This window comes from Staphylococcus sp. GW821-FHT11H10 (genome assembly GCF_058807855.1).
Genome location: NZ_JBXARC010000002.1, coordinates 161,208 through 186,800 on the forward strand (window position 1 = coordinate 161,208; position 25,593 = coordinate 186,800).

The 25,593-nt window shown below is 31.3% G+C and carries 22 protein-coding genes and 2 pseudogenes; 14 read left to right on the forward strand and 10 right to left on the reverse strand.

Annotated elements, in window-relative coordinates; all coding sequences use genetic code 11:
* Positions 1–2: 2 nt before the first annotated feature.
* The gene (locus AC1RRU_RS02295; protein WP_011274998.1) at positions 3–617 is read right to left on the reverse strand and encodes a TetR/AcrR family transcriptional regulator; all 615 of its coding nucleotides are present in this window, start codon (positions 615–617) and stop codon (positions 3–5) included.
* Positions 618–782: 165 nt separating this feature from the next.
* Here AC1RRU_RS02295 and AC1RRU_RS02300 point away from each other — a divergent pair.
* The 8 genes and pseudogenes from AC1RRU_RS02300 (at position 783) to AC1RRU_RS02335 (ending at position 8,512) form a co-directional block, all read left to right on the forward strand.
* Positions 783–2,059: pseudogene (locus AC1RRU_RS02300) on the forward strand (YhgE/Pip domain-containing protein).
* 158 nt (positions 2,060–2,217) lie between these two features.
* Positions 2,218–2,646: a MarR family winged helix-turn-helix transcriptional regulator gene (locus tag AC1RRU_RS02305; RefSeq protein WP_011275000.1), complete on the forward strand. Its 429-nt coding sequence runs from the start codon at positions 2,218–2,220 to the stop codon at positions 2,644–2,646.
* A 113-nt stretch (positions 2,647–2,759) separates the two neighbouring features.
* Positions 2,760–4,118: pseudogene (locus tag AC1RRU_RS02310) on the forward strand (MATE family efflux transporter).
* Positions 4,119–4,363: 245 nt separating this feature from the next.
* The gene (locus tag AC1RRU_RS02315; protein ID WP_493196430.1) at positions 4,364–5,611 is read left to right on the forward strand and encodes a copper resistance CopC/CopD family protein; all 1,248 of its coding nucleotides are present in this window, start codon (positions 4,364–4,366) and stop codon (positions 5,609–5,611) included.
* Between the two features lie 13 nt (positions 5,612–5,624).
* Positions 5,625–6,236 (forward strand): YcnI family protein, encoded by a 612-nt coding sequence (locus AC1RRU_RS02320; RefSeq protein ID WP_486564413.1) that lies wholly within the window; start codon positions 5,625–5,627, stop codon positions 6,234–6,236.
* A gap of 204 nt (positions 6,237–6,440) precedes the next feature.
* Positions 6,441–6,857, forward strand: a complete 417-nt coding sequence (locus tag AC1RRU_RS02325; RefSeq protein WP_011275005.1) for a DUF2871 domain-containing protein — start codon at positions 6,441–6,443, stop codon at positions 6,855–6,857.
* Between the two features lie 196 nt (positions 6,858–7,053).
* Entirely contained in the window at positions 7,054–8,085 is a 1,032-nt protein-coding gene (locus AC1RRU_RS02330; RefSeq protein ID WP_493196431.1) for an NAD(P)/FAD-dependent oxidoreductase, read from the forward strand.
* A gap of 25 nt (positions 8,086–8,110) precedes the next feature.
* Entirely contained in the window at positions 8,111–8,512 is a 402-nt protein-coding gene (locus tag AC1RRU_RS02335; RefSeq protein ID WP_011275007.1) for a GNAT family N-acetyltransferase, read from the forward strand.
* 106 nt (positions 8,513–8,618) lie between these two features.
* Here the strand turns inward: AC1RRU_RS02335 and AC1RRU_RS02340 are convergent, their stop codons facing one another.
* Positions 8,619–9,614, reverse strand: a complete 996-nt coding sequence (locus AC1RRU_RS02340; RefSeq protein ID WP_011275008.1) for an acrylyl-CoA reductase family protein — start codon at positions 9,612–9,614, stop codon at positions 8,619–8,621.
* Between the two features lie 346 nt (positions 9,615–9,960).
* Between AC1RRU_RS02340 and efeO the strand changes: the two genes are divergently transcribed.
* Genes efeO through AC1RRU_RS02355 form a run of 3 tightly spaced genes read left to right on the forward strand, consistent with a single transcriptional unit; the run spans position 9,961 to position 13,773 of the window.
* On the forward strand, positions 9,961–10,824 hold the full coding sequence (efeO, locus tag AC1RRU_RS02345; RefSeq protein ID WP_011275009.1) for an iron uptake system protein EfeO: 864 nt from the start codon (positions 9,961–9,963) through the stop codon (positions 10,822–10,824).
* Entirely contained in the window at positions 10,821–12,047 is a 1,227-nt protein-coding gene (gene efeB / locus AC1RRU_RS02350; protein WP_016930743.1) for an iron uptake transporter deferrochelatase/peroxidase subunit, read from the forward strand. Before efeO ends, efeB begins: the two co-directional genes overlap by 4 nt.
* On the forward strand, positions 12,028–13,773 hold the full coding sequence (locus tag AC1RRU_RS02355) for an FTR1 family protein (RefSeq protein WP_011275011.1): 1,746 nt from the start codon (positions 12,028–12,030) through the stop codon (positions 13,771–13,773). The genes efeB and AC1RRU_RS02355 overlap by 20 nt, the downstream gene beginning before the upstream one ends.
* A 68-nt stretch (positions 13,774–13,841) precedes the next feature.
* Here AC1RRU_RS02355 and tatC read toward each other — a convergent pair whose 3' ends face one another.
* Both tatC and AC1RRU_RS02365 read right to left on the reverse strand, forming a co-directional pair.
* Positions 13,842–14,588, reverse strand: coding sequence for a twin-arginine translocase subunit TatC (tatC, locus tag AC1RRU_RS02360; RefSeq protein WP_041615095.1), 747 nt, complete (start codon positions 14,586–14,588; stop codon positions 13,842–13,844).
* Complete coding sequence (locus AC1RRU_RS02365) at positions 14,539–14,769, reverse strand: twin-arginine translocase TatA/TatE family subunit (protein WP_370444502.1); 231 nt, start codon at positions 14,767–14,769, stop codon at positions 14,539–14,541. The genes tatC and AC1RRU_RS02365 overlap by 50 nt, the downstream gene beginning before the upstream one ends.
* A 166-nt stretch (positions 14,770–14,935) precedes the next feature.
* Between AC1RRU_RS02365 and AC1RRU_RS02370 the strand changes: the two genes are divergently transcribed.
* Positions 14,936–15,451 carry a GNAT family N-acetyltransferase gene (locus tag AC1RRU_RS02370; protein ID WP_011275014.1) on the forward strand — a complete coding sequence of 172 codons (516 nt, stop codon included), beginning with the start codon at positions 14,936–14,938 and terminating at the stop codon, positions 15,449–15,451.
* Positions 15,452–15,638: 187 nt separating this feature from the next.
* Here the strand turns inward: AC1RRU_RS02370 and AC1RRU_RS02375 are convergent, their stop codons facing one another.
* Positions 15,639–17,327 carry a CDP-glycerol glycerophosphotransferase family protein gene (locus tag AC1RRU_RS02375; RefSeq protein ID WP_011275015.1) on the reverse strand — a complete coding sequence of 563 codons (1,689 nt, stop codon included), beginning with the start codon at positions 17,325–17,327 and terminating at the stop codon, positions 15,639–15,641.
* A 376-nt stretch (positions 17,328–17,703) separates the two neighbouring features.
* Here AC1RRU_RS02375 and AC1RRU_RS02380 point away from each other — a divergent pair, with 376 nt between their 5' ends.
* Positions 17,704–19,305 (forward strand): L-lactate permease, encoded by a 1,602-nt coding sequence (locus AC1RRU_RS02380; protein WP_011275016.1) that lies wholly within the window; start codon positions 17,704–17,706, stop codon positions 19,303–19,305.
* 129 nt (positions 19,306–19,434) lie between these two features.
* On the opposite strand, the gene AC1RRU_RS02385 is transcribed toward AC1RRU_RS02380, so the two are convergent.
* The gene (locus AC1RRU_RS02385; RefSeq protein ID WP_011275017.1) at positions 19,435–20,586 is read right to left on the reverse strand and encodes a glycosyltransferase family 4 protein; all 1,152 of its coding nucleotides are present in this window, start codon (positions 20,584–20,586) and stop codon (positions 19,435–19,437) included.
* A 309-nt stretch (positions 20,587–20,895) separates the two neighbouring features.
* Between AC1RRU_RS02385 and mqo the strand changes: the two genes are divergently transcribed.
* Positions 20,896–22,374, forward strand: coding sequence for a malate dehydrogenase (quinone) (mqo, locus tag AC1RRU_RS02390; protein WP_011275018.1), 1,479 nt, complete (start codon positions 20,896–20,898; stop codon positions 22,372–22,374).
* Positions 22,375–22,461: 87 nt separating this feature from the next.
* Here mqo and AC1RRU_RS02395 read toward each other — a convergent pair whose 3' ends face one another.
* The 4 genes from AC1RRU_RS02395 to AC1RRU_RS02410 all read right to left on the reverse strand — a co-directional run bounded on the left by AC1RRU_RS02395 (position 22,462) and on the right by AC1RRU_RS02410 (position 25,512).
* The gene (locus AC1RRU_RS02395) at positions 22,462–22,914 is read right to left on the reverse strand and encodes a DUF3021 domain-containing protein (RefSeq protein ID WP_016931140.1); all 453 of its coding nucleotides are present in this window, start codon (positions 22,912–22,914) and stop codon (positions 22,462–22,464) included.
* Positions 22,911–23,351, reverse strand: coding sequence for a LytTR family DNA-binding domain-containing protein (locus AC1RRU_RS02400; protein WP_011275020.1), 441 nt, complete (start codon positions 23,349–23,351; stop codon positions 22,911–22,913). Before AC1RRU_RS02400 ends, AC1RRU_RS02395 begins: the two co-directional genes overlap by 4 nt.
* 123 nt (positions 23,352–23,474) lie before the next feature.
* Positions 23,475–24,845 carry an ATP-binding protein gene (locus AC1RRU_RS02405; protein WP_493196432.1) on the reverse strand — a complete coding sequence of 457 codons (1,371 nt, stop codon included), beginning with the start codon at positions 24,843–24,845 and terminating at the stop codon, positions 23,475–23,477.
* The gene (locus tag AC1RRU_RS02410) at positions 24,838–25,512 is read right to left on the reverse strand and encodes a response regulator transcription factor (RefSeq protein ID WP_011275022.1); all 675 of its coding nucleotides are present in this window, start codon (positions 25,510–25,512) and stop codon (positions 24,838–24,840) included. Before AC1RRU_RS02410 ends, AC1RRU_RS02405 begins: the two co-directional genes overlap by 8 nt.
* Between the last annotated feature and the right edge of the window lie 81 nt (positions 25,513–25,593).

A 25,593-nucleotide genomic window follows, 5' to 3' on the forward strand; every position in this document is an offset into this window, starting at 1 on the left:
TCTCAGTTGGGTTGGGTACGTTTATAATGATTTTGAATCATAATACGTAATGGGCCATTATAAATAATATTAAAAATATGTTTTGTTAAATCATTTACGGAAATACGACTATCGTCTTGTACCCAATATTTGATGATTGAAATAGTAGCACCTGTAACATAACTATGAAAATACATTTCAGGTATACCATCTATCTCATGGTCAATACTAATATATTTTTGCATATTTTCTTTCATTAAGGAATGAATTTTTTCTTCAAGTCTACTTTTACGTTCTAATTGAAGAATCGTATGGTAAAAGTCCATATTATCGGAGATATGTTGTAATACTTTGGTCAAAATATTATTAATAAAATCATCAGCTGTATTTTCTGGTGTACTAGTGTCGAGTTGATTAAATTGAGTTGATGACCAAATTTGTGAAATGCATTCATCTTCCATATCAGTTAATAACATGTATTTATCTTTATAATGTAAATAAAATGTACCACGATTAATATCTGCTTGATTTGAAATATCTTGAACAGTGATTTTGTCGAGGTCTTTCTTTTTTAAAAGATCTGTAAATGCACGTTTAATAGCTGATTTTGTTTTTCTTATTCTCCTATCTTCTTTCATCGACTATCGACCTCCTAATAATAAATAGACAAAAATGTACAATCTGTTCAATAACGTACGGTATTTGAATAATTGATTATTGTTTATTTTTGACTATCTCATTATAATTCACAAGGTATTAAATATTCAACACATTGTTCAATAAATTTTAGGAGGTTAGATTTTATGAATATTTTTAAAAGCAAACTATTATGGCTTGCACCTATTGCAGTGATATTATTATCAGTTATATTCTCTTTGGCTTTTTATCCAGCGTTTAATCCAAAACCAAAACAATTGCCAATAGCCGTTGTAAACAATGATAAAGGTGTAGACATTCAAGGTAATAAAGTAAATATCGGGAAAAAAATTGAAGATAAATTAATGGATAGTGATTCTGATACTGTTAAGTGGGTTAAAGTTGATAAAGAATCAGATATTAAAAAAGGTCTTAAAGATGAAAAATACTATGGGGTAGCTATTTTTAACAAAGACTTTTCAAAAAATGCAATGAGTAAAACACAAAAAGTAGTAATGGATAGTAAAAAAGCAGAAATGAAAGAAAAAGTTGAATCAGGCGAAATTCCAGCCGCAGCTGTTCAACAAATGCAGAAAAAATGGGCAATCAAAAAGTTGATGTAAAACAAGCGACATTTAAAACTATTGTAAATAAAGGTGCAAGTATGCAAGCAGCTACCATTACTGGTAACGTACTTGATGGAATGGGTGATAATTTAAATAAACAAATTACTTCTCAAAGTCTTAGCACATTAGAAAAGCAAGACGTTAAAGTGAGTGCGTCAGATATTAAAGGCATTACAAATCCTGTTAAAGTTGATAATCAAGAAGTTCATAAAGTGAAAGACCACCAAGGAGGCGGTAACGCACCGTTCTTAATGTTTATGCCAGTATGGATGGGATCACTTGTGGCATCAGTATTATTATTCTTTGCTTTCAGAACAAGTAATAACTTTAAAATTCAACATAGAATTATTGCGTCATTTGGACAAATGTTATTAGCTGTTATTACAGCATTTGCCGGAAGTTTCGCTTATGTATACTTCATGCATGGCGTGTTAGGATTTGATTTCAATAACACTAATAGAGTAGCATTATTCTTAGCTATTTCTATACTTGGATTCATTGGATTAATTCTAGGTATTATGGTGTGGTTAGGAATGAAAGCAATTCCTATCTTTGTTATTTTAATGTTCTTTAGTATGCAATTGGTAACATTACCAAAACAAATGCTTCCTAAAGGCTATCAAGGTTGGGTTTATGACTTTGATCCATTTACACACTATACAAATACGCTTAGAGAAATTATCTACATGGGTAGTCATATTGAAATGAATGCCACTATATGGATGATGATTGGCTTTATTATATTTGGCGCAATTTCAAGTTTAACTGCAGCTATTGTGAGAAAACATAGTAATAAACGTACTGAAATTCCATCATAAGAGTTTAAATCTAGCCCTCGATTTAGCAGATTGCTATTAAATCGGGGGTTTTATTTCAATATAATTAATCTGAATATTTAAACTTTAATATATCGTTTGACTATTGTTAAAATCGGAGTATTATATTCGTTAGACATCTAACGAAATGGAGTGAGATCATGGATGCAACGTATCAATATTTAGTCAGAATGTTAGCGCATGAGATGAAACATTATGCTGACCGTAAACTAGATGAGTACAACGTTACACAAGAACAAAGTCATACGTTAGGTTACATGTACAGGCACAAAGATCGAGGCATTACACAAAATGAATTATTGAAGACATTTAAAAGAAAGGGATCAACAGTAAGTTCAACATTGAAGGGTTTAGAAAATAAAGGACTTATTTATAGAATGGTTGATCCTGACGACTCCAGACGTAAAAATTTAAAACTAACTCAAGAAGGTATGAAACTTGTTGAATCTTTTGTATGTATCTTCGATGATATAGAAGCTATTCTTGTTAAAGATTTTAATGAGAGTGAGAAGCAACAACTTAAGGACTTATTTGAACGAATGTTGAATAATATTAAGACAGAAAAGTAATAATTATGGCTAGCTATAATTTAAACCAAGTTGTGAAATTCAGCTAGCAAAATTTTTAAACGAATAGTTATATATCTAATTATTAGACATCTAACATAAAGGAGATTATGGAAATGAAAGACGAACAATTATTTTACTTTGAGGAATCATCAATATTTAAAGCGATGATGCATTTCTCATTACCGATGATGATAGGATCACTACTCAGTGTTATTTACGGAATCTTAAATATATATTTTATTGGTTTCCTAGATAATAGTCATATGATTTCAGCAATTTCTTTAACATTACCTATATTTGCAGTATTGATGGCGTTTGGTAATTTATTCGGTGTTGGTGGTGGAACTTATATTTCTAGATTGCTAGGTGCGAAGGACTACATTAAAAGTCATTATGTAAGTAGTTTTTCAATATAAAGTAGTTTAGTATTGGGACTTATTATTGCTGTTATAACTTTACCTTTTACAGATCAAATAGCTAGTATTCTAGGTGCAAGTGGTGAAACGTTAAACTATACGAGTGATTATTTGAAAATTGAATTCTTAAGTACACCGTTCGTTATTCTATTTTTCGTTTTAGAGCAGTTTGCTAGAGCCATTGGGAAGCCAATTATTTCTATGATAGGAATGCTTTCAAGTGTTGGTATCAACATCATTTTGGATCCTATTTTAATTTTTGGTTTGCACTTAGATGTTGTAGGTGCAGCATTAGGTACTGCAATTTCAAATGCTATTGCGGCGTTATTTTTCATTATTTACTTTTCAAGAAAAAATGAAACCTTATCATTTAATGTTAAACATGCCAAACCAACTAAAGCGATGATGCAAGAAATTTTCAAAATCGGAATTCCTGCTTTCTTAATGGTAGTTCTAATGGGAGTAACTGGTTTAGTCGTTAATTTATTCTTAGCAACATATGGTAACTACGCTATAGCAAGTTACGGCATCTCATTTAGACTTGTTCAATTCCCTGAACTTATTATAATGGGACTTTCTGAAGGTGTTGTACCATTAATTGCGTATAATTTCGTATCTAATAAAACAAGAATGAAAGATACCATTAAAGTGGTCATCGTGTCTATTGCTGTTATATTTGCAGTTTGCATGACTGTCGTTCTTGTAGCCGGACATTCAATTGTTCAATTATTTAGTACTGATCCTCAAATTGTTGTTCTAGCTACATTTATTTTAAAAGTGACTATGACATCATTACTTCTAAATGGTATTGGATTTTTATTTACTGGCATGTTGCAAGCTACAGGACAGGGTCGTGGGGCTACAATTATGGCAATTGCACAAGGAACAGTTATTATTCCTGTTCTATTTGTCTTAAATAGCTTATTTGGCTTAACTGGTGTTATTTGGTCATTATTAATAGCTGAAACAGTTTGTGCCTTTTTAGCTATGTTTATTGTGTATTCATTAAGAAATCGATTAACAGTTGATAAAGCATCTTTAATTGAAGTGGAATAACATAGTATAGTGATTTTAGCCCAAAAAAAATACTGGCTAAATGAATTGAAATCGTCAGTAGTATTAATAATAAGTTGTTTATAATCTATAATTTTATAATTTGTGTGAGCGAGGCAATGAAATAATTTCGATTTCAGTCTCGCTTTTATTATTGGATAAAAAGTGACAAATTAGAATAATTATTGTTAAATAGCACGCATTATTTTATCATAAGTAAATGAGCAAAATTTTATGGGAGGACGTCAATGGTGAATTTACAGCGAAGTTCTAAAGTAGCTTTGGCACTGATAATGATGTTTTTATTATTATTAATTCCAATACTTCACAATATCGCATCTGCGCATGCAACTTTGGAAAAAACTACACCACCACAAAATGGGGTTATATCGAAAGCACCTGATACGTTAGAGTTAACATTTAATGAACCCGTTAACGCTGAATATTCAGGTATTACAATATATAATGATAAAGGGGATAAAGTAGGGGATATTAATCCTACAACAACCGGACATTCTAAGACACTTACATTTCCTACTGATAAAGTTCAACAAGGGACACAGCAATTAGAATGGCATACAGTTTCTGCTGACGGTCATGAGATTAGTGATCGTTTTGAGTTTTCAGTAGGTAAGAAGACAGCTAACGGTGTTGATACATCTCCAGCATTTTACGAAACACCTAATTTCTGGTTTGGGTTATTTAGATACATAGCTGAAGGTGCAACTATAATTCTTGTAGGTCTATATTGGTTAAATGGTATTGCACGACGTAATAACCTATCTACATTCGATGTATTTCCTAGACATATTGTAGTGTCCTTAATAATGATGATGGCATACTTGATGTCACTTGTACTTTATTTAATGACATTGTCTTCGGATGTATTAGATGCAATACTATCCCTTGAGCCTAGTTCAATAACACAATTCTTTTACATATTAAGTGCCATTGCTTTAATTGTTTTAAGTGGTTTATTCGTGTTAAGAAACATGGAGAAATCATGGTACTGGATTGTATCTATTGCAATGATTATAGCAATGAGTATGTCAGGGCATGCATGGTCACAAAGCGTACCATTATGGTCTATCATACTAAGAACACTACATTTAATAGGTATTAGTTTATGGTTAGGTGCATTAAGCTATTTATTGATTTCAGTATTTACACGTAAAAAAGATGCCGTAGATTTACTGCGAGAAATATTATTTAAAGTTAATGCTGCAGCGGTAGCAATAATCATTATTTCAGGTGTATTAATGTCTATTGATCAAACGAAGATTTTGTCAATTTGGACAAATATGCAAACTTGGACGGTATTCTTATTATTTAAAGTTTTTGGTACTTTAATAATGATGTTATTGGGATTATTGCAAACAACACGTGCACTCAATAAACGTAATAGAGTAAATAAATCTTCATTAATTATAGAAGTTTTAATTGGTATATTACTTATTTTAGTCGGAGTAATTATGAGCCAAATCAGTATTCCATAGAAGGAGAAAAAAGATGATAAAAAAATTATTAGCTACAAGTTTCATACTCTTTTTTACATTAAGTTTCTTTAAAGTAGCAGATGCGCATGTTACTTTAAACCCAAAAGCAGTTGACCCAGAATCTTATGAAAAAGTAGATGTTAGGGTTCCTGTAGAACAAAAAGATCATACTGAAAAAGTAGAATTAGAAGTTCCAAAAGAAGTTCAAGTTGTTAATATACAACCAGTAGAGGGCTATAAGTATAAATTAGATAAAGATAAAAAAGGTAACATTACTAAAATTATTTGGACTGCTAAAGGTAAAGGCATTGGGCCAGATGAATTTATGGATTTTCCAATTGTTGTAGCCAGCCCTAAAGATGAAGGCAAGTATGCATTTAAAGCAATTCAAACCTATGATAACGATGATAAAGTTAAATGGACTGGAAAAGAAAATAGCGAACACCCAGCGCCTACGTTAGAAGTTAAAAAGAATGCTAATGCAGTAGATGTAAAAGATGAAGAATCAAAAGATACTGCTAGTGAACAAACTTCTTCAAGCGGTTCAATTGCTTTATGGATCGTATCAATCATCGCAATTATATTATCATTAGTCGCATTATTTAAACATTCAAGAAATAAATAATATTACGAGTGAGGCTAGGACCAAGTCTCTTTGTAAATAGGCATAACTTATTTAACTGAGTTGAATTGTATATTAAGTTTGACTCAGTTAAAGTACCTCACTCTCATAATTCTATTTATTAACAAGTGACTCAATATTACAAATATTGTCACTGTAAAGTTGATGATAATAAATTATAATAATAATGTGAGGGAGGCATTGTTTATGCGACGATTACTATATGCATTTTTGGTCTATATGATCTTGGGACTTTTCAGCGGATTCTATTATAGAGAATTGACAAAAGCACATCATTTTACGGGTGATACACAATTATCTATTGTACATACGCATACACTTATTTTAGGTATGTTTATGTTTTTAATACTGATACCATTAGAAAAAGTATTTAAATTAAGTAGTTACTATTTATTTAACTGGTTCTTCATCGTTTATAACATTAGTGTTATAGCAACCATTGGTATGATGGTAACGAAAGGAACGTTCCAAGTATTAGGAAAAAGTTTTTCTCCAGAAGCATTTGCTGGATTTGCAGGTATTGGTCATACAGGAATGCTAGCAGGATTATTATTGTTATTTTTCTTAATTCGACAAGCAGCACTCAAAGAACCAAGAGATTAATTGATTTGAAGTGAGACTTTTCATTTTTAATAGCACAATCGTGTTATTGATGAAAAGTCTTTTTTTAGCTAATAAAAGTAGAATTGCAATTAAAATATGATTTTCTTCAATAATATATGCACATATAGTATAATTAAGGCAAAATAATGATAATAATTATCATTCGAAACGGGACATAATCTTGGGAGGATTTACAATGCAAGATGTAACTATTATTGGTGGTGGACCTGCTGGATTATTTGCGAGTTTCTATGCTGGTTTACGAGGAATGTCTGTGCGAATCATTGACGTACAAGATAAATTAGGTGGAAAGATGCAAATCTATCCAGAAAAGATTATTTGGGATATTGGTGGTGTAGCGCCTAAACCTTGCAATGAAATCATTAAAGATATGATTAACCAAGGCTTACATTTTAACCCTAAAGTTAATTTGAACGAACGTGTAACAGATATACGCAAAATAGAAGAAAGACACTTTGAAGTAGAAACAGATAGCGGAAAAATTTATGACTCAAAAGCTGTAATATTTGCTGTCGGCGGAGGGATTATTAATCCTAAGCCTCTTCAAATTAAAGATGCAGAGCGTTATCGGTTAACAAATTTACATTATGTTGTGCAATCTTTCTCAAAATTTAAGGGAAAAGATATTCTAATTTCTGGTGGGGGTAACACTGCTTTAGATTGGGCAAGAGATTTAGCTAATATTGCAAATTCGATTACACTTGTTTATAGAAAATCAGACATTAAAGGCTATGAAGCAATGATAAGTGTACTTAAAGCGTTAAATGTGAACCTGTTGCCTAAAACACAAATTAAAGAGTTAATAGGTGACAATAAATGTGAATGTATTAAAGAAGTAAAACTTGAAAATATTGAGACTGGAGAAGTTACGACACAAGCGTTTGATGATGTTGTTGTTAGTCATGGTTTTGATCATGAGAATCCACTACTTAAAGACTGTACATCTAAACTTGATTTATACGATGAATATCGTGTTAAAGGTTTTGGCAACACGACAACAAATATTCCTGGCATCTTTGCTTGTGGGGATATCGTACATCATGATGCTAAAGTACACCTCATTGCTAGCGCGTTTAGTGATGCTGGAAATGCAGCAAACTTAGCTAAAACTTACATTAATCCTGATGCATACAAAGAAGGATATGTTTCAAGTCACAATGATGTATTCAAAGAATCAAATAAAAAAGTTATTAATCAGTATATATAAGATTATAGTAAGGGGATAGAAAATAATGATTAGATATTCTAATGAGCCACCAGAGGTTCAAGCGTATTGTGACTTAAGAGTTAAAGCAGGAATGAGTCCTAAATCAGTAGCTGCAGCTCGAAACGGTTTACCAAATGGCTGTTTCAATATTACGATTTATGAAGATCAACAATTGATTGGAATGGGCAGAGTTATAGGTGATGGTGGAACGACATTTCAAATTGTAGATATAGCCGTTGATCCAGATTATCAAGGACAAGGTTATGGTAGGGTTATTTTGGAAAAAATAATGGAATATATTAATTCCATAGCTGAAAAGGGAACTTATGTTAGTTTGATAGCAGACTATCCAGCTGACAAACTATACGAAAAATTTGGATTCAAGACTACCGAGCCAAAATCAGGTGGCATGTATATCGTGTTTTAATTATAAAAACCACTAGGACAAATCGAAATCATAGAAAATCATGTATTTATATTGTTTCATTCTATGATATTGAGATTGGATTGTCCTAGTGGTTTTATCGATTTAACTATGCATCAAAATCAATAATAATACGACCGAAATTATCGTGATTTAAAACAGTTGAGATCGCATCTGGTAATTCTGAAAATGAAATGACTTTTTTAATATCATGAAGTTTGTCGGATTTTAAGTCAGTTGCTAAACGTCTCCAAACACGCTCACGTAATTTCATTGGTGTGAATACAGAATCTATACCAACTAGACTTACGCCTCTTAAAATAAATGGATAGACAGTTGTATCAAAAGAAACACCACCTGTTAAGCCAATTAGCGCGACACCACCATTATTATCTATACGATTAGTGACATAAGGTGTTCCATTTCCTCCAATAGGGTCAATGGCAGCTTGCCAAGTTCTTGAACCTAATGGCTTTTCATCATTATCTGTAATACGATCAATAATTTCATTAGCCCCTAAAGCTTCTAATTTGTCACCGGCATGTTTGTTTCCTGTACTAGCAACTACTTTATATCCTAAATTAGAAAGCATAAGCACTGCTAATGCGCCTACGCCACCAGATGCGCCACGTACAAGTACTTTGCCACCCTCCAGTGTCATAAAACCAGCTTTTTCCAATTTTTCAATAGCTAAACCGGCTGTATAGCCTGCTGTACCATAAATCATAGCTTCTTCTAAAGTCATATTATCAGGCAATTTGACTACCCAATCTGAATTTACACGTGCATATTCACTAAATCCTCCATAATGACTTACGCCCATATCATAACTTGTTACTATGACTTCTTCACCTTCATTAATTGTTGGATCTTCTGATTCAACAACGGTACCAGCTAAATCTATACCAGGAACCATAGGATAAGATTTAAGGATTTGATTATTATCCGTTGTAGCTAATGCGTCTTTATAATTAATTCCTGAATAATGAACTTTGATTAAGACTTCACCTTTAGGTAAATCATCAGTTGTTAACTGAGTAAAGTCACTATTAACGCTTCCATCGTTGTTTTTATCCACTAAAAAAGCTTTAAATTGATTACTCATATTATGTGACTCCTTTGTATAATGTATTAGTGCTTATTTTATACCCTTAATAAACCAGTTGTATGCTTCAAAGCCTTATAAATAAAAGGTAAATTAAAAGTCTCTGAGCTTCAAAAAATAAAAAAATTTTTATTTAAAAATGTATTTGAATTGTTATTGACACTTTATTGGGCTAAATCTATAATAAATTTGATAATGATTATCAATTGAAAAAATAAAAGTGTTTATATGAATATAAAAGACGACATAACAACGATATTAAGTTGGTGTTAAATATAATGTATACATAATTACACGATTCATCTTCAAATGATAATCTTCTAAACTATATTGAGGTGAATACATAATGAAAAAATTACCAACTATTTTATTAGCATCTTCTTTACTTTTAGCGGCTTGTGGCAACAATAGTCATAGTGACGATAATAGTAATAAAGATAAGCAATCGCAGAGTAGTAAAGGGGAAAACAAAGCATCATTACAAAAAGCAACTAAAGAATATGAAAAGTATACAGATGGTCAACTTGATAAATTCTTAGATGGAACTGAAAAATTTGTTGCAGCTATAAAAGCAGATGATATGGATAAAGCGAAAGAATTATATCCTAAAGTACGTATGTATTATGAAAGATCAGAACCTGTTGCGGAAGCTTTTGGTGATTTAGATCCTAAGATTGATGCTCGTTTAGCAGATATGAAAGAAGAGAAAAAAGAAGATCAATGGACAGGTTATCATAAGATTGAGAAATCACTTTATCAAGATAATAAAATAGATGAAACAACAAAAAAAGATGCTGATCAATTATTAAAAGATGCTAAAGAATTAGATGCGAAAGCAGATACTTTAGATATCACTCCTAAATTAATGTTACAAGGATCAGTTGATTTATTAAATGAAGTTTCAACTTCTAAAATTACAGGTGAAGAAGAGATTTATTCACATACAGACTTATACGATTTTAAAGCTAATATCGAAGGTGCACAAAAAATCTACGAATTGTTTAAACCTGAGTTAAATAAAAAAGATAAAAAATTAAGTGCTGATATTCAAAAGAACTTTGACAAAGTTAACCAACTACTAGATAAGTATAAAGACGGTGATGGCTTCAAAGATTATAGTGCAGTTACTAAAGAAGATAGAAAAGCTTTATCAGATGCTGTGAATTCTCTTGGTGAACCATTAAGTAAAATGGCTGTGGTTACAGAATGAGCAAAGTAGATAATAATCAAAACGACCAAGTATCTCGTCGTTCATTTCTAAAAATGCTAGGGATAGGTGGCGCTGGTGTGGTTATCGGTGCTAGCGGGGCAGGCAGTATTTTTTCATTTAAATCGATGTTCGATACACCAGAGAATGAAGATAAAGATGCATTTGAGTTTTATGGTCGTGTACAAGCAGGTATTACAACACCGACACAAAAAAATTGTAACTTCGTTGCATTAGAGTTAAAGACCAAAGATAAACAAGCAATCAAAGACATGTTTAAGAAATGGACGCAAATGTCAGTAAATATGACTGATGGTGCACCTGCTGAAAAAGATAGTCAAAATGCGTTGTTACCACCTGTGGACACTGGTGAATCAATTGGATTAGGTGCTAGTAAATTAACACTGACATACGGTATTAGTAAATCTTTTTTGAAAAAGATTGGTATGTCATCAAAAATCCCATCTGGATTTAAAGATTTACCACATTTTCCTAATGACCAATTAGATGATGAATACAGTGATGGGGATATCATGATTCAAGCGTGTTCAAATGATCCACAAGTAACATTCCATGCGATTCACAACTTAATTCGACCATTTAGAGATGTTGTTAAAATGAAATGGTCTCAAAATGGTTTTGTCTCTGGCAAACTAGAAGAAACGCCTAGAAATTTAATGGCATTTAAAGATGGTACAGTTAATCCTCGTAAAAATGACGAGCTTAAAAAGTATGTCTTCATTGACGATGGTTGGGCTAAAAATGGAACGTATTGTATTATTCGACGCATTCAAATCCATATAGAAACATGGGACCGTACATCATTAGAAGAGCAAGAAGCTACTTTCGGACGTAAACGAGCATCCGGTGCACCATTAACCGGTAAAAAAGAATTCGACAATATAGATTTAGACGCTAAAGATAGCAGTGGTCAATATGTTATCGATCCAAACGCGCATGCGCGACTAGCACGTGAAGTGAAAACATCAATCAAGCGACGTGCATATAATTATAATGATGGAACAAATGCCAAAACGGGTGCGTTGGAAACAGGATTAATGTTTATTTGTTTCCAAAAATCAACTCAACAATTTATTGATATTCAAAACAATTTAGGACACAGTGATAAGTTAAATGAATATATTACGCATCGAGGTTCTGCATCCTTCCTTGTGTTACCAGGTGTAAAAAAGGGAGGCTATATAGGTGAAACCTTATTTAACTAAATTAGTCGTTGTGCTAGTCCTTATTCTCACGGTTATTAGAATTGTCCCAGCACATCAAGTAAATGCTGCAGATGATAGCAAAATAAGTGATGTGTATGTAGCGATAACTGATGCAAAATCAACTATAGAAGATAAAAATAAAAGTAATAAAGAAAAACAAAGTGCACTTGCTGACATTAAAGAGAAAGTTAAATCTTTAAATATAAAAGATAATAAAGAAGGTAAAGATGTTAAGTCAAAACTTGAAGCGGTGGATAAAGCTTCTTCAATGAATGCTAAAGCTGATAAATTATCACAATTAACTAAGTCATTAATCGCTTATGAAGATGCAGTTTCTACAAAAGATATCAGTGGTGAAATTAAAACATTGAAGCAACAAGTTGATGCGAAAGATGACTCTATAAAAAAAGCAATAAAAAGTAAAAACGAGTCAGAATTACAATCTATAAATAATAGTTTAAATCAAATTTGGACGACTCATGAAACTGCTATAAGAAATTATGACGAAGGTAAATACGGACAAATTGAAGTTAACTTAATGCAACTACGTGTTGCTATCCAAAAAGAACCATTAGATACTAAGAAAGTTGACAATGCGTGGACGACGTTTAAATCAAGTATTGATACGGTCGATCAAAAACAATCCAGCTCAGATAATGGAAAATATAAAGTAACTCAATTAAATGACGAGTTAGATAAGGCGATTAAAGGAATAGAAGATAATAATTTAGATCAAACTGATGCGGCGTTATCTAAATTTGTTCAAATTTGGCCTTATGTTGAAGGGAAAATTCAAACAAAAAACGGTTCATTATATACTACAATTGAAGATAAAATACCGTATTATCAAAGTATTTTAGACCAAAGTAACAAAGATCGCGTTAAAGACGGATTAAATGACATCAATAATGATATCAAAGACACTGTAGGTCAAGATGGTTATACATTTGTAGATGTTATGATTATCTTTTTACGTGAAGGTTTAGAGGTATTGTTAGTCATTATGACATTAACTACAATGACACGTAAGGTTAAAGATAATAAAGGTACAGCTAGTGTTATCGGTGGTTCAATATTAGGTTTAATACTAAGTATTACATTAGCAGTTGTATTCATACAAACGCTAGGCAATAATGGATTACTACGAGAAGGAATGGAAGCAACACTAGGAATAATTGCAGTGGTTCTAATGTATATCGTTGGTATTTGGATGCATAGACGATCAAGTGCTAAGCGTTGGAATGATATGATTCAAAATATGTATCAAAATGCGATTAGTAATGGCAATCTAGTATTGTTAGGTACAATTGGATTAATTTCTGTTTTACGTGAAGGTGTAGAAGTGATTATTTTCTACATGGGTATGATAGGTAGTATTACATCAATGGATTTCGTTATTGGTATTGCTTTAGCGATTGTAATTTTAATTATCTTCGCATTATTATTTAGATTCATAGTGAAACTTATTCCAATTTATTACATCTTTAGAGTACTTTCTATTCTAATATTTATTATGGCTTTCAAAATGCTTGGTGTAAGTATTCAAAAACTTCAATTGTTAGGCACTCTTCCACAGCATGGTATTGAAGGTTTACCTACAATTGGTTTTATTGGATTTTATCCTAATATTGAATCAATAGTAGCTCAATTAATATATATAGTGTTTATTGTGTTCTTCATTTTAAAAAATCGCCAAAACAAACAAAAGAATACTAATCTAAAATAATTATTATGGATAGTAAAATGAAACCTCGAGACTTGTGGGAATAACAAGTACTCGAGGTTTATTAGTTATTATGATCGTTGTGAAATTCTTGCGATAAACATACTGAATTCAAATAAAATAATCAAAGGCAATGTCAATAATAAATTCAAAGTAATATCTGGTGGGGCAATAATACTCGCCACTACAAAACAACCAAAATAAATATACTTACGATAGTGTTTAAGTTCATTAACATCGATTAAGTCAAATTTAGCTAGCCCCATAAATAATGTTGGGAGTTGAAATAAAACACCAAAAATTAGCAACCATCGTATTAACTCATGCAAATAGGCTTTAAAACCAATAACAGGCTCAATACTTAAAACTTCAGATAATGTTAAAGAGAAATTTATAATTAATGGAAATCCTATAAAAAACGCAAATGCTACTCCAATTATAAATAACAGTGCACACCATAAGCTATATTTAATAATAAATCCCCGTTCATTAACATGGAGGCCAGGTGCAATAAAAGCCCATAATTGGTAAAACACAATAGGTATAATTAAACACAACGCTACAAAGAAGATAATCATAATGTAAATCTGAATCATTTCAGTAAATGAAAATGCATGTAGTGTTACATGTGCACGTTTAATATAGTGTATAAATGGTTTCATCCACCAATGTGATGATACATATACGATTATCGTTGCAACAATAAAAGCGATGAACACTTTGACGAGACGCGATCGTAGTTCAACAAAGTGTCCTAGAAGTGTATTTCTATTTAATGTGTTCTCGTTGTTGTTTTGATTCTTTACTGGGAGTATCATGACTTTCATCTGTATCTATATTTTCTGCTGCGGATTTAAATTCTTTCAAAGTACTACCAATTGCTCGGCCAAATTGTGGTAATTTTTTAGGTCCAAAAATAATTAATGCAATTATGCTAATAACGACTAAACTTGTCGGTCCTGTAATTCCTAATACAAACATATTGATAACCTCACTCATTATTGTTAATAATATCATCTATACTTTATACTTATTGATAAATATTATCAATAGAAATTTGCTCTGTTCACAAATAAAACGAATTTAATGCATAGTGGCATGTTAATAGGGAATAAGTTACAAAATAAAAAATGGATAATGAGCGGTATTATAGGAGGTAAGAATGATGAGTGAATATATAACAATGATTGAAAATATGGATGTGAGTGACTTACGACAAATTTCTGAGACAACGTTTTATGACACGTTTGAAGGAGAATATTCAGATGATGATTTTAATCAATTTTTCAAAGAAAGCTATAATGAAAAAGTGCTGTTAAATGAATTAAATAATCCTAATTCATTTCATTATTTTTACAAGGTGAATGATCAAATTGCAGGGTATTTAAAACTTAATGTCGGTAATGCTCAAACTGAACCTAAAGGTGAAGATTATTTGGAGATTCAAAGAATTTATTTCTACAAGACTTATCAAGGTGGGGGAAGAGGACAAAAGTTTATTCAATTGGCTCTTGATAAAGCGAAAGAACTAAATAAAAATAAGGTTTGGTTAGGTGTATGGGAACATAATCAACAGGCATTATCATTCTATAAGAAGCACGGCTTTGAAGTCACAGGACAACATGAATTTATTACAGGTGAAGTAGTCGATATAGATTTAATAATGGAAAGAGAAATTTAGCTATAGAACGAATAAAGTTTGGTGCTAATAAAATAGGGGAGTTGGGGTTCGGGGCCCCATCCCCTGGTAAGGTTGACTAGAATTAAAAAATTTTTACAAGTGCGTTTTTTAATTCAGTCAACTACTGCCAATATATATATATGTATGTAGCCTGAGGTATTGAATTGTGTCCCAGGCTATATATTAATTATTTATTATTGATAATATCTCGCATAAGTTGAGTTAGTCTTTTTAACGAGGTGTTATTACGGTTCACGAGTTGATGCTTTGAAATATCAGTTAATGTATGATGGATTAAGTTATTGTGTAATAAATCTTCATCTGTATACCAAACTTTAGATAAACTTTCCATAACATCATCATAAACACCACGCTCTTGCTGATATGATGAATGATTTGGTGTATAGAGACATACTTTTTTGCCAATAGTTAAAGCATCAAAGATAATTGAAGAATAATCGGTAATTACGACATCAGATATTAATAATAAATCTTGCGTTTCAATATGATTTGGCGCTTCAATTGCACCTTCTGGAAGTGTCATGTCATCCTCTATGTGACCTTTAAAAATGACGTGATATTCTTCTATTAATTCTGGTGAAATCGACATCAATTCAGTTGAATCTTTTGTCGCATGCCATGTTGGTGCATACAATAATATTGGCTTTGTTCGATCAACATTTAATGCATCTTTAATTTTCTTCTGATGATTTTTATCATTCTGATAATGTAGTAAATAGCTAATTCTTGGATAACCATAAGGTATCATTTGAGTATGTTGATTAGGAAAAGCTGTTTCAAATAACCCCTCAGCAGATTCGGAATCTGTTAAAAGATAATCTTGTTTAAGCCATTTATTATACTTCCGCGCTTTGTAATTATAAATATTTTTATTTTGATCTGGTTCTTTACTATCTAAGAATAATTTTTTGATTGGGGTTCCATGCCATAATTGGATAACTGTACCATTTGGTTTAAAATCATCAGGAATATAACTTTCAATGACTACAATTTTTGCTGTTTCAATAAGTTCTTTATTATTTTCAGCATCAGTAGGTAAAAAGTATGGTCCACGTCTATCGTTAGTAATGAAATAAGCTTCAGTGGTAGGATTTCTCTTCACAAAATAATTAAATAAATACTTAGAATTGCCTCTATAACCATAATCAAAACCTAAAAAGACAACATGGTTTTTTACTTTTGAAGAATCCTTATCGTATACATAGCTTAGATTACGATGTTTGTTTAATGCACGATTTTGCATTTTGTTATATAGCCATTTTGGTAATTTAAACTTAGTTGTAACAAGCCAACTATCCACAAATCGCATTTCTTCTTCTTTGCCAGGATATCTGAATTTACTGTAAGGTATAGAGTGACCATGAATGTATGCCAATTTGTTCAAATCAAAATGATTTATTTTTTTAATATCAAAAGTATCTAATGATGCCCAGAAAGCATGGCTAGTGCGACATTCATTGATGAAATCAAAAACGACGTGATTGTCTATATCAATTTCGTCTTTTAAAACAGAAATGACGGCTAAATCCATAATAGATTGAATATCATACTTAGATAAATGTAATAAAGCACGGTCAATATTGAAAATAATATTAGGATAGTGGTTAATATTTTTCATCCATGATAAAAATGTTAATGTATCCTCACCAAAATAACGACAGTCATTTAAATATAAACCATTTAAAGTATAATCTACTGCTATTGAATTATGTGTTAAGTCTATAGCTTCCAACATATCATGATTGATTTTAATATCATTTGAATAAGGAATGAAATGTGAAAAACCAGCTGATTTGGCTTTGTTTAATTGTAATGCAAGATGGCGCATGTTAGAAATATTTATTTGTTTAATCATCATACATTGTCCTTTAACTCTTAAATTTCTTAAATATATTTTACCATGTGACTAAAAAAATTCATATTTACAAAAATTACATCATTATATAATTGAAATGTTTGGAAATTTTCGTTGAAAAATAGTGGGATTTTATTTTGTTGAAAATTTAACAAAAATTTTATAAAAAGTACTATATAGTATTGTCATTTAAGTAGAAAGATGGTATATTTTTATTGTGAAAAAGTTCACAAGATTTAAATTTGTGAAATCTAGCATTATTAACTTGTCGACAAACTAATAAACAATATAACAATTAGAAGTACGCTCAAACTTCAATTGTCAATATCGCTAGAGTGATCATTAATACAAACTAAAGGAAAGAAGAGTCAGAATTATGTTAGTTCAAACATTTAATCCATTTGATAATTTGGTATTATCTAGTTTAATAGCCGCAGTACCTATTATTCTATTCTTATTATGCTTAACCGTTTTTAAAATGAAAGGTATCTATGCAGCTATCACAACGTTAGTTGTTACATTACTTATTGCTATCCCGTTCTTCAAATTACCACTTGGCATTGCAACAGGTGGTGTTGTAGAAGGATTCTATCAAGGTATTATTCCGATTGGTTATATTGTCATGATGGCAGTATTACTTTATAAAATCACTCAAGAATCTGGTCAATTTAATACGATTCAAGACAGTATTACAAGTATTTCACAAGACCAACGTATACAATTATTACTTATTGGTTTCTCATTTAATGCATTTTTAGAAGGTGCTGCTGGTTTTGGTGTACCGATTGCAATTTGTGCGTTATTACTTGCTCAATTAGGTTTTAGACCTTTACAAGCTGCAATGTTATGTTTAGTAGCAAATGCTGCTTCAGGTGCTTTTGGTGCTATAGGAATTCCAGTAGGTGTTGTAGATACACTACACTTACCAGGTGGCGTTCACGCAATGGGCGTATCTCAAACATCTACGTTAACATTAGCAATTATTAACTTCTTTATACCATTTTTACTTATCTTTATCATTGATGGTTTAAAAGGTGTAAAAGAAACATTACCTGCTATCTTAGTTGTATCTGTTACTTATACAGTATTACAAGGTTTACTAACAGTATTTAACGGACCTGAATTAGCTGATATTATCCCACCATTAGTAACTATGGGAGCGTTAGCTTTATTCTCTAGAAAATTCCAACCAAAACATATTTTCAGAGTACAGAAAGATGTGGAACCTGAACCGGCAAAACATCACAATGCAAAAGAAATTATCTATGCATGGAGTCCATTTGTTATATTAACAGTTGTAGTTATGATTTGGAGCGCACCATTCTTTAAAAACTTATTCTTACCAAATGGTAAATTATCTTCATTAGTGCTTAACTTTAATTTACCAGGTACTTTCAGTGAAGTCGCTCATAAACCAATTATGTTAAGTTTCAATTTCATTGGTCAAACTGGTACAGCGATTTTAATTACAATTATTATTACAGTATTAATGGCTAAGAAAGTAAGTTTCGGAGATGCAGGACGTTTATTCGGTGTAACTTTTAAAGAACTATGGTTACCAGTTTTAACAATTTGTTTCATCTTAGCAATCTCTAAAATCACTACATATGGTGGTTTAAGTGCAGCAATGGGTCAAGGTATTGCTAAAGCTGGAAACGTGTTCCCAGTGTTATCACCAATCTTAGGTTGGATTGGCGTATTTATGACAGGATCAGTTGTTAATAACAACTCATTATTTGCACCAATTCAAGCTTCAGTTGCACAACAAATTGGAACAAGTGGTTCATTACTAGTAGCTTCAAACACAGTTGGTGGTGTAGCAGCGAAATTAATTTCACCTCAATCAATAGCAATTGCGACTGCTGCTGTTAAAGAAGTAGGTAAAGAATCAGAATTACTTAAAATGACATTACGTTACAGTGTTGGATTACTAATCTTCATCTGTATTTGGACATTTATCTTATCTCTAATTCTGTAATTAATATACAATATTATTCTAAGATATAATTATTTCAAAAATAGCCCGTAAATGAATTGTAAAAATTCGTTTACGGGCTTTTTGAATATTCATAGCAGTCCCCACAAACAAACATAATTATAAGTAGAATTAAACGTTATTAATTGCGGTCATAAATTTTTCATAAACCGTATTAGGCGTATATTGTTTCAAAGTAACATGTCCTTCATTGATCATCTGACTAGCTTCATCGACGTGGTTCATAGCGATGTCTATATATTTTGCTAAAGAACCAGCATCACCATAATTGGCTAAATAGCCATTGGAATTATGATTAATAATGCTAGCAGGTCCAAGTGTATCTTTAAAGCTGATAACAATATTATCTTGAGCCATAGCTTCTAATAAAACCATACCAAAACCTTCATTTCTCGACGGTACCACAGTAATTTTACTGTTAGATAATTTGGTATTAAGTTGTTGAGTTGCAGGATAGATAGTAATTAAATCATTTAATTGATGCTGATCAATCAATTGTTGCAAATGTCCACGCTCTTGACCATCACCGTATATTTCTACTTTAAAATTCAATTGCTTAAGGTCATTTTGAATACGGCGAACACTTTCTATTAAAATATCAAACCCTTTTTCAAATTCTAATCTACCTGCACTAATAATGATATTTTCTTTCTTAGTAGCATGTTTTACTGGATTGATGATATTTGGAATTGTATAAACAGGTGTGTCGATTTGTTGCTCGTAATTCAGTTGATCTTGTTGAGTTAGCGTTGTGACTAAATCTATGTTGCGATAGGCAGTGAGTATATCTTGTTGATAATTTTCCGGATGAGCATGTAGGTTCATATGTTCCATTCCCACAGTTATGACATCGTTTGAATGATACTTTGAAATTAAAATATTAAAGCTCGCTCTAGTACCAACGAGTACATCTGTATCTACTTTTTTAATTGCTTTAATCATTTTATGTTCTACATATTTAGAAAATTGATTCAACCCCGGCTCAAACTGATTTATTTCTTTTGGTTTCAATAGTGAAGTATATTTATTTAAACGATTCATCATTATTGCTTTAGTGTTCTGAGGTTTTAAACGATAGTCTACTAATGTTTTAATTTTTATATTGTCATTTATTTTAAAATATGGCTCGTCTTGAGCTCGAAAAACAGAAATAATTTCTATGTGATGCCCTTTGTCGGCAAGTGTATTAGCTAATTCAGAAACTGCTTTAACTGTTCCACCTAATGCATAAATATTATGCATGAAAAATGTGAATGATTTCATAGTTACACCTCAAATAATTCATAATAAAAAATTATAGCATTTCTTAGAAGTGTCTAATAGTAATAGCAAATGCTAGCTAAGATATTATATGTCTATCCTTTATTCCTGATAAAAGATGAAAACTTTATGTAAACACTTTTTTCATAGAACGATTATGTATATAATTAAACTAGTTATTAAAAAAGTCGATTTACGTTCTGCGTAAAGTTAATATTAAAAATTTTAATAAATAAAGAAAGCGTTTTAATTTATTAAGCCAAGATAATTTCCTATCGACTAAAGATGTGAAAAAAGGGGGACTGTATTGTTATGAGTTCAGAACATAGCAAAACAGATGTCATCTTAATAGGTGGCGGTATAATGAGCGCAACACTCGGTACATTATTAAAAGAATTATCTCCAGACAAAGAAATTAAAATATTTGAAAAATTAGAACAATCTGGTGAAGAAAGTTCAAATGTTTGGAATAATGCTGGCACAGGGCATTCTGCACTTTGTGAATTGAATTACACTAAAGAAGGCAAAGAGGGCTCTGTTGATATTACAAAAGCAATTAAAATCAATGAACAATTCCAAGTATCTAAGCAATTTTGGGCACATTTAGTAAGAACTGGACAATTAGAAAATCCATCTAACTTCATTCAATCAGTGCCACATATGAGTTTCGTAAAAGGTATCTTCAATGTAAAATTCCTTAAAAACAGAGTAGCAGCTTTAAAAGAAAATATACTATTTGAAAAAATGGGTATTACTGAAGATCGTGAAAAAATTAAAGAATGGGTACCTTTAATGGTTGAAGGAAGAACATCACATGTTCCAATTGCATTATCTCGTGATGAAAGTGGGACAGATGTAAACTTTGGTGCATTAACAAAAAAACTCATCTCTAATTTAAAAGAAAGAAATGTAGAAGTCTCTTATAAACAAGAAGTTGAAAATATTGAGAAACTGGATAATGGTAACTGGAAAGTGACTGTTAAAGATCTTAATTCTGGACAAAGTCATACGTATGAATCTGAATTTGTATTTATTGGGGCCGGCGGTGCAAGTTTACCGTTACTTCAAAAAACAGGTATCAAGCAATCAAAACATATCGGTGGTTTCCCAGTAAGTGGTTTGTTCTTACGTTGTACTAATAAAGACGTTATCGAAAAACATCATGCTAAAGTTTACGGTAAGGCAAGTGTAGGTGCACCACCAATGTCGGTACCTCATTTAGATACACGATTTGTAAATGGTGAACGTGCTTTATTATTCGGCCCATTTGCAGGCTTTTCACCTAAATTCTTAAAAACAGGTTCAAATTTAGACTTAATACGTTCAGTTAAACCTAATAATTTATTAACAATGTTATCAGCAGGTGTTAAAGAAATAGATTTAACTAAATATCTCGTATCACAACTTATGTTAAAACATGAAGATCGTATGAATGATTTACGTGTATTTGTACCTAATGCAAAAGACGAAGATTGGGAAGTTATTGTTGCAGGTCAACGTGTACAAGTGATTAAGGATACTGAAGATAGTAAAGGTAACTTACAGTTTGGTACTGAGGTAATTACATCTGATGATGGTTCTCTTGCAGCATTATTAGGTGCTTCACCTGGTGCATCAACTGCAGTAGATATTATGTTAGATTTATTACAACGTTGTTATGGTAATGAATTTAAAAATTGGATTCCGAAAATTAAAGAAATGGTACCTTCTTTCGGACTTAAATTAACAGAGCATGAGGACGTCTATCGAGCTGTTAATAAAGAAATTCAAAAATATTTAAATGTAAAATAAGTATCATTTCAATATAAAATAACATTAAGCTCCTTAAAAAGTTTGCACTTTAAGTGTTTACTTTATAAGGAGCTTTTTCATTAGTAATTATTTTTTATTTAATTGGTTATTGATTTCAGAAACATATTTTCTACTTTTTAAAAACTCTATTATCCAAATAATGATGTAGATAATGATGAAATAGAATGTAAAAATAAATATATTTGAAACACTTAGCGAAAACCATCCGGATAAAATACCAATTGGTAATAATCCGATATAACTCAACATAAAATGCATTAATGTGCTACGTGTGATACTCCAATCTGTGTGCGAAAAGAAAAAGTTTGCTAAGTAAAATAATGCACCAATTAAAAGCCACAAGCAAATGGCGATGAGCATTACAATTGGTTCAGACAAGTGTGAATAATATAACTTACCTAGTGTTGTAACTGGTGAAATTGGATAATATTCACCGCCAGCATTGATATAACTAAAAATGATAGAAAGTGTTAAACCTATTACTAAAGAAATACTAACAAATTGATATAATTTTCTCATAATGAAAGTCTCTCCTTTATGGATTTTAAATATCTTCTAGAGGAGTAGGTATAATCAATATGTTGCAAATAAATTCTAATCAAACCATTAGGTTCCAATTGCAATTTTTTAATCTTATTAATATTTACAATTTCAGATTTAGAAATTCGAATAAATGAAGTAGGAAGTTTTTCTTCAAGTTCATATAATCGTTCTTTCAATTTAAATTGTTCGCCGTCTCTAATTGCAATGACTTGATTTTTATGTGTACGAAAACTAATGATGGTTTGAATTTCTATAATATGGATCATGTCATCTTGTTTGCCATAGAGTTGTTTTAAACTATTCAAATCTTCAATATTTGTAATAACTTGCTGTACTTCATCATCAAATTCAGGTGCGTGAATCGCGATATACTTCTCATCTTCTTCGGGTGATATATGTAACCGTAGTTTCATTCGACTAATGTCTCCTCAACGTCATTTAACCACAAATGTATAGAAAATTTTTAGAACAATATTAAATGGTAGATATATTGAAGTAAGTGGTTAGCTTTGTAAAATAATATCTAACTAAATTGATTAGTTAGTTTCAGGCAATGTCACTGAAAACGTCGTTCCGTCACGGTCATTACTAGTTACTGATATTTGTCCACGATGTAAATGAATGATAGATTGAGTAATTGCTAATCCTAATCCATTGCTATTGTCCTCAGCATTACGCTTATAAAAACGATCGAATAGATGAGGTTGCACTGATTCTGGAATGGTATGCCCTTCATTAGTAACGGTAAAATAAATAGTTCCTTCGTTATTAAATAAATTCACATCAATCATGCTATTGGGATTAGAATACTTAATTGCATTTTGAATGAGATTAGAACATGCTTGATGTAATAAACGATTATTTCCTCGGAAATGAACCGTATCTATATCAGACATCAACATTAATTGTTTGTTATCTATCCCATATTGCTCGTGACGAATGATGTCAGTTATTAATTCTTTAAAGTGAACATCATCTTCAAATTTTAGATGAGTAGCGTTATCTAGTTCAGATAATAATAATAATTCTTTTGTTAAATTACTTAAATGCGTAACTTCTTCATGAATTTCATGAATAATCTGATCACGCTCTCCTTGATTTACATTGCTTTGTAGCGTACTAAGTAGACGATGAATGTGCGTTAATGGCGTCTTGATTTCATGTGAAACATTTTGAACAAAGTGTTGTCGCATATCATCTACTTGTTTTAAAGATTGTCGCATCGCTTCAAATCGATATTGTAACGTACCAATTTCGTCATGACGACTTTGATAGATTGGTGAATTAAAATCACCATGCATTAAACGTTCAGTTGCTTGCTTCAATATTTTTATAGGTTTAATAATTGAATATGTAGATGCAATAACGAGCGTGATAGATATACCTAATAAGCATATTAAAAGAACAGCTAGAAAAGTGCGAAACTCACTAAATGTTTCACCTATATCAGGACGCATAAATACGGCAAGCTTTTGATTATTTTGGTTAAAAGGGATACCCACAGTATTATCCGTTTCATTATCAAAAAAGCCAGTTATAAATAGTTCGAAAGGTTTATTTTTAATACCATGGTAGGCTTTACCTTTTAGTACTTGGTTAATTGCTGAATCTGAAATAGTGTCTTTTCGGAATGGTTCACCAAAAAATGTTTTATGATATGAGTGATCTACAATCATAATTTGATAGTTCATATCTCCTAAATGTTTAAAATATGATTGAGTGTCAGATTGATTTGAAGATGTATGGAATGCTCTTGCCTCTTTTAAAGTACGCATAATTTTTGCGTCATTATGTGCTTTTAAATTGAAATGATAGTACACGTTTGCGAAAAGAAAACTGACTAAAGCACTAAAAAGAATGACTGTAATCGTGTAAATTGCAATACGAGTATAAAGCGTCTTAAACATGTGTAATCACCCTGTATCCTTGTCCACGAACTGTTTGTATCTCAATTGTGGCTTTTAATTGATTTAAACGATGACGTAGTCGCTTAATGTGAACGTCTATAGTTCTTTCATCTCCCTCATAATCGAATCCCCAAATCCGCTCAATTAGTGTGTCTCTTGTGAAAATATGTTTTGGTTGACCGCACAATAAAAATAATAATTGAAACTCTTTTGTAGGCAAATTAACATTTTTAGAGTCGACAGATAATTCCATATACTCTTGAATTAGAGTAACATTTCCTAACTTTATAATGTCTTGAGAATTAATTTGGTAACGTCTTAACACAGCCTGTATTCTAAATAACAATTCTTTTACTTCAAAAGGCTTGGTAACGTAATCGTCTGTTCCACTTACAAATGCACGTTCTTTATCACTCAGAGCATCTCTTGCCGTCAACATTATGACAGGTAGATCATAATCATTTTTAAGCAATTGACATAATTCAAATCCATCCATGCCAGTCATCATAATATCAACAACTGCAATGTCGACTTTATTATTTGCAAGGTACGCGATTGCACTTTCACCACTTGCTTGAGTGACGGTTTGAATTTGGGCTGCTTCGAGATGTTGAGATACATAATGTAATATCTTATAGTCGTCATCTACTATTAAACACTTCACCATCAGTTTTACTCCTTTATTATTCATAAAATGATTATATGAATAACTATATCAAAAAACAATTCTTCTTAAAGTTCATATTCA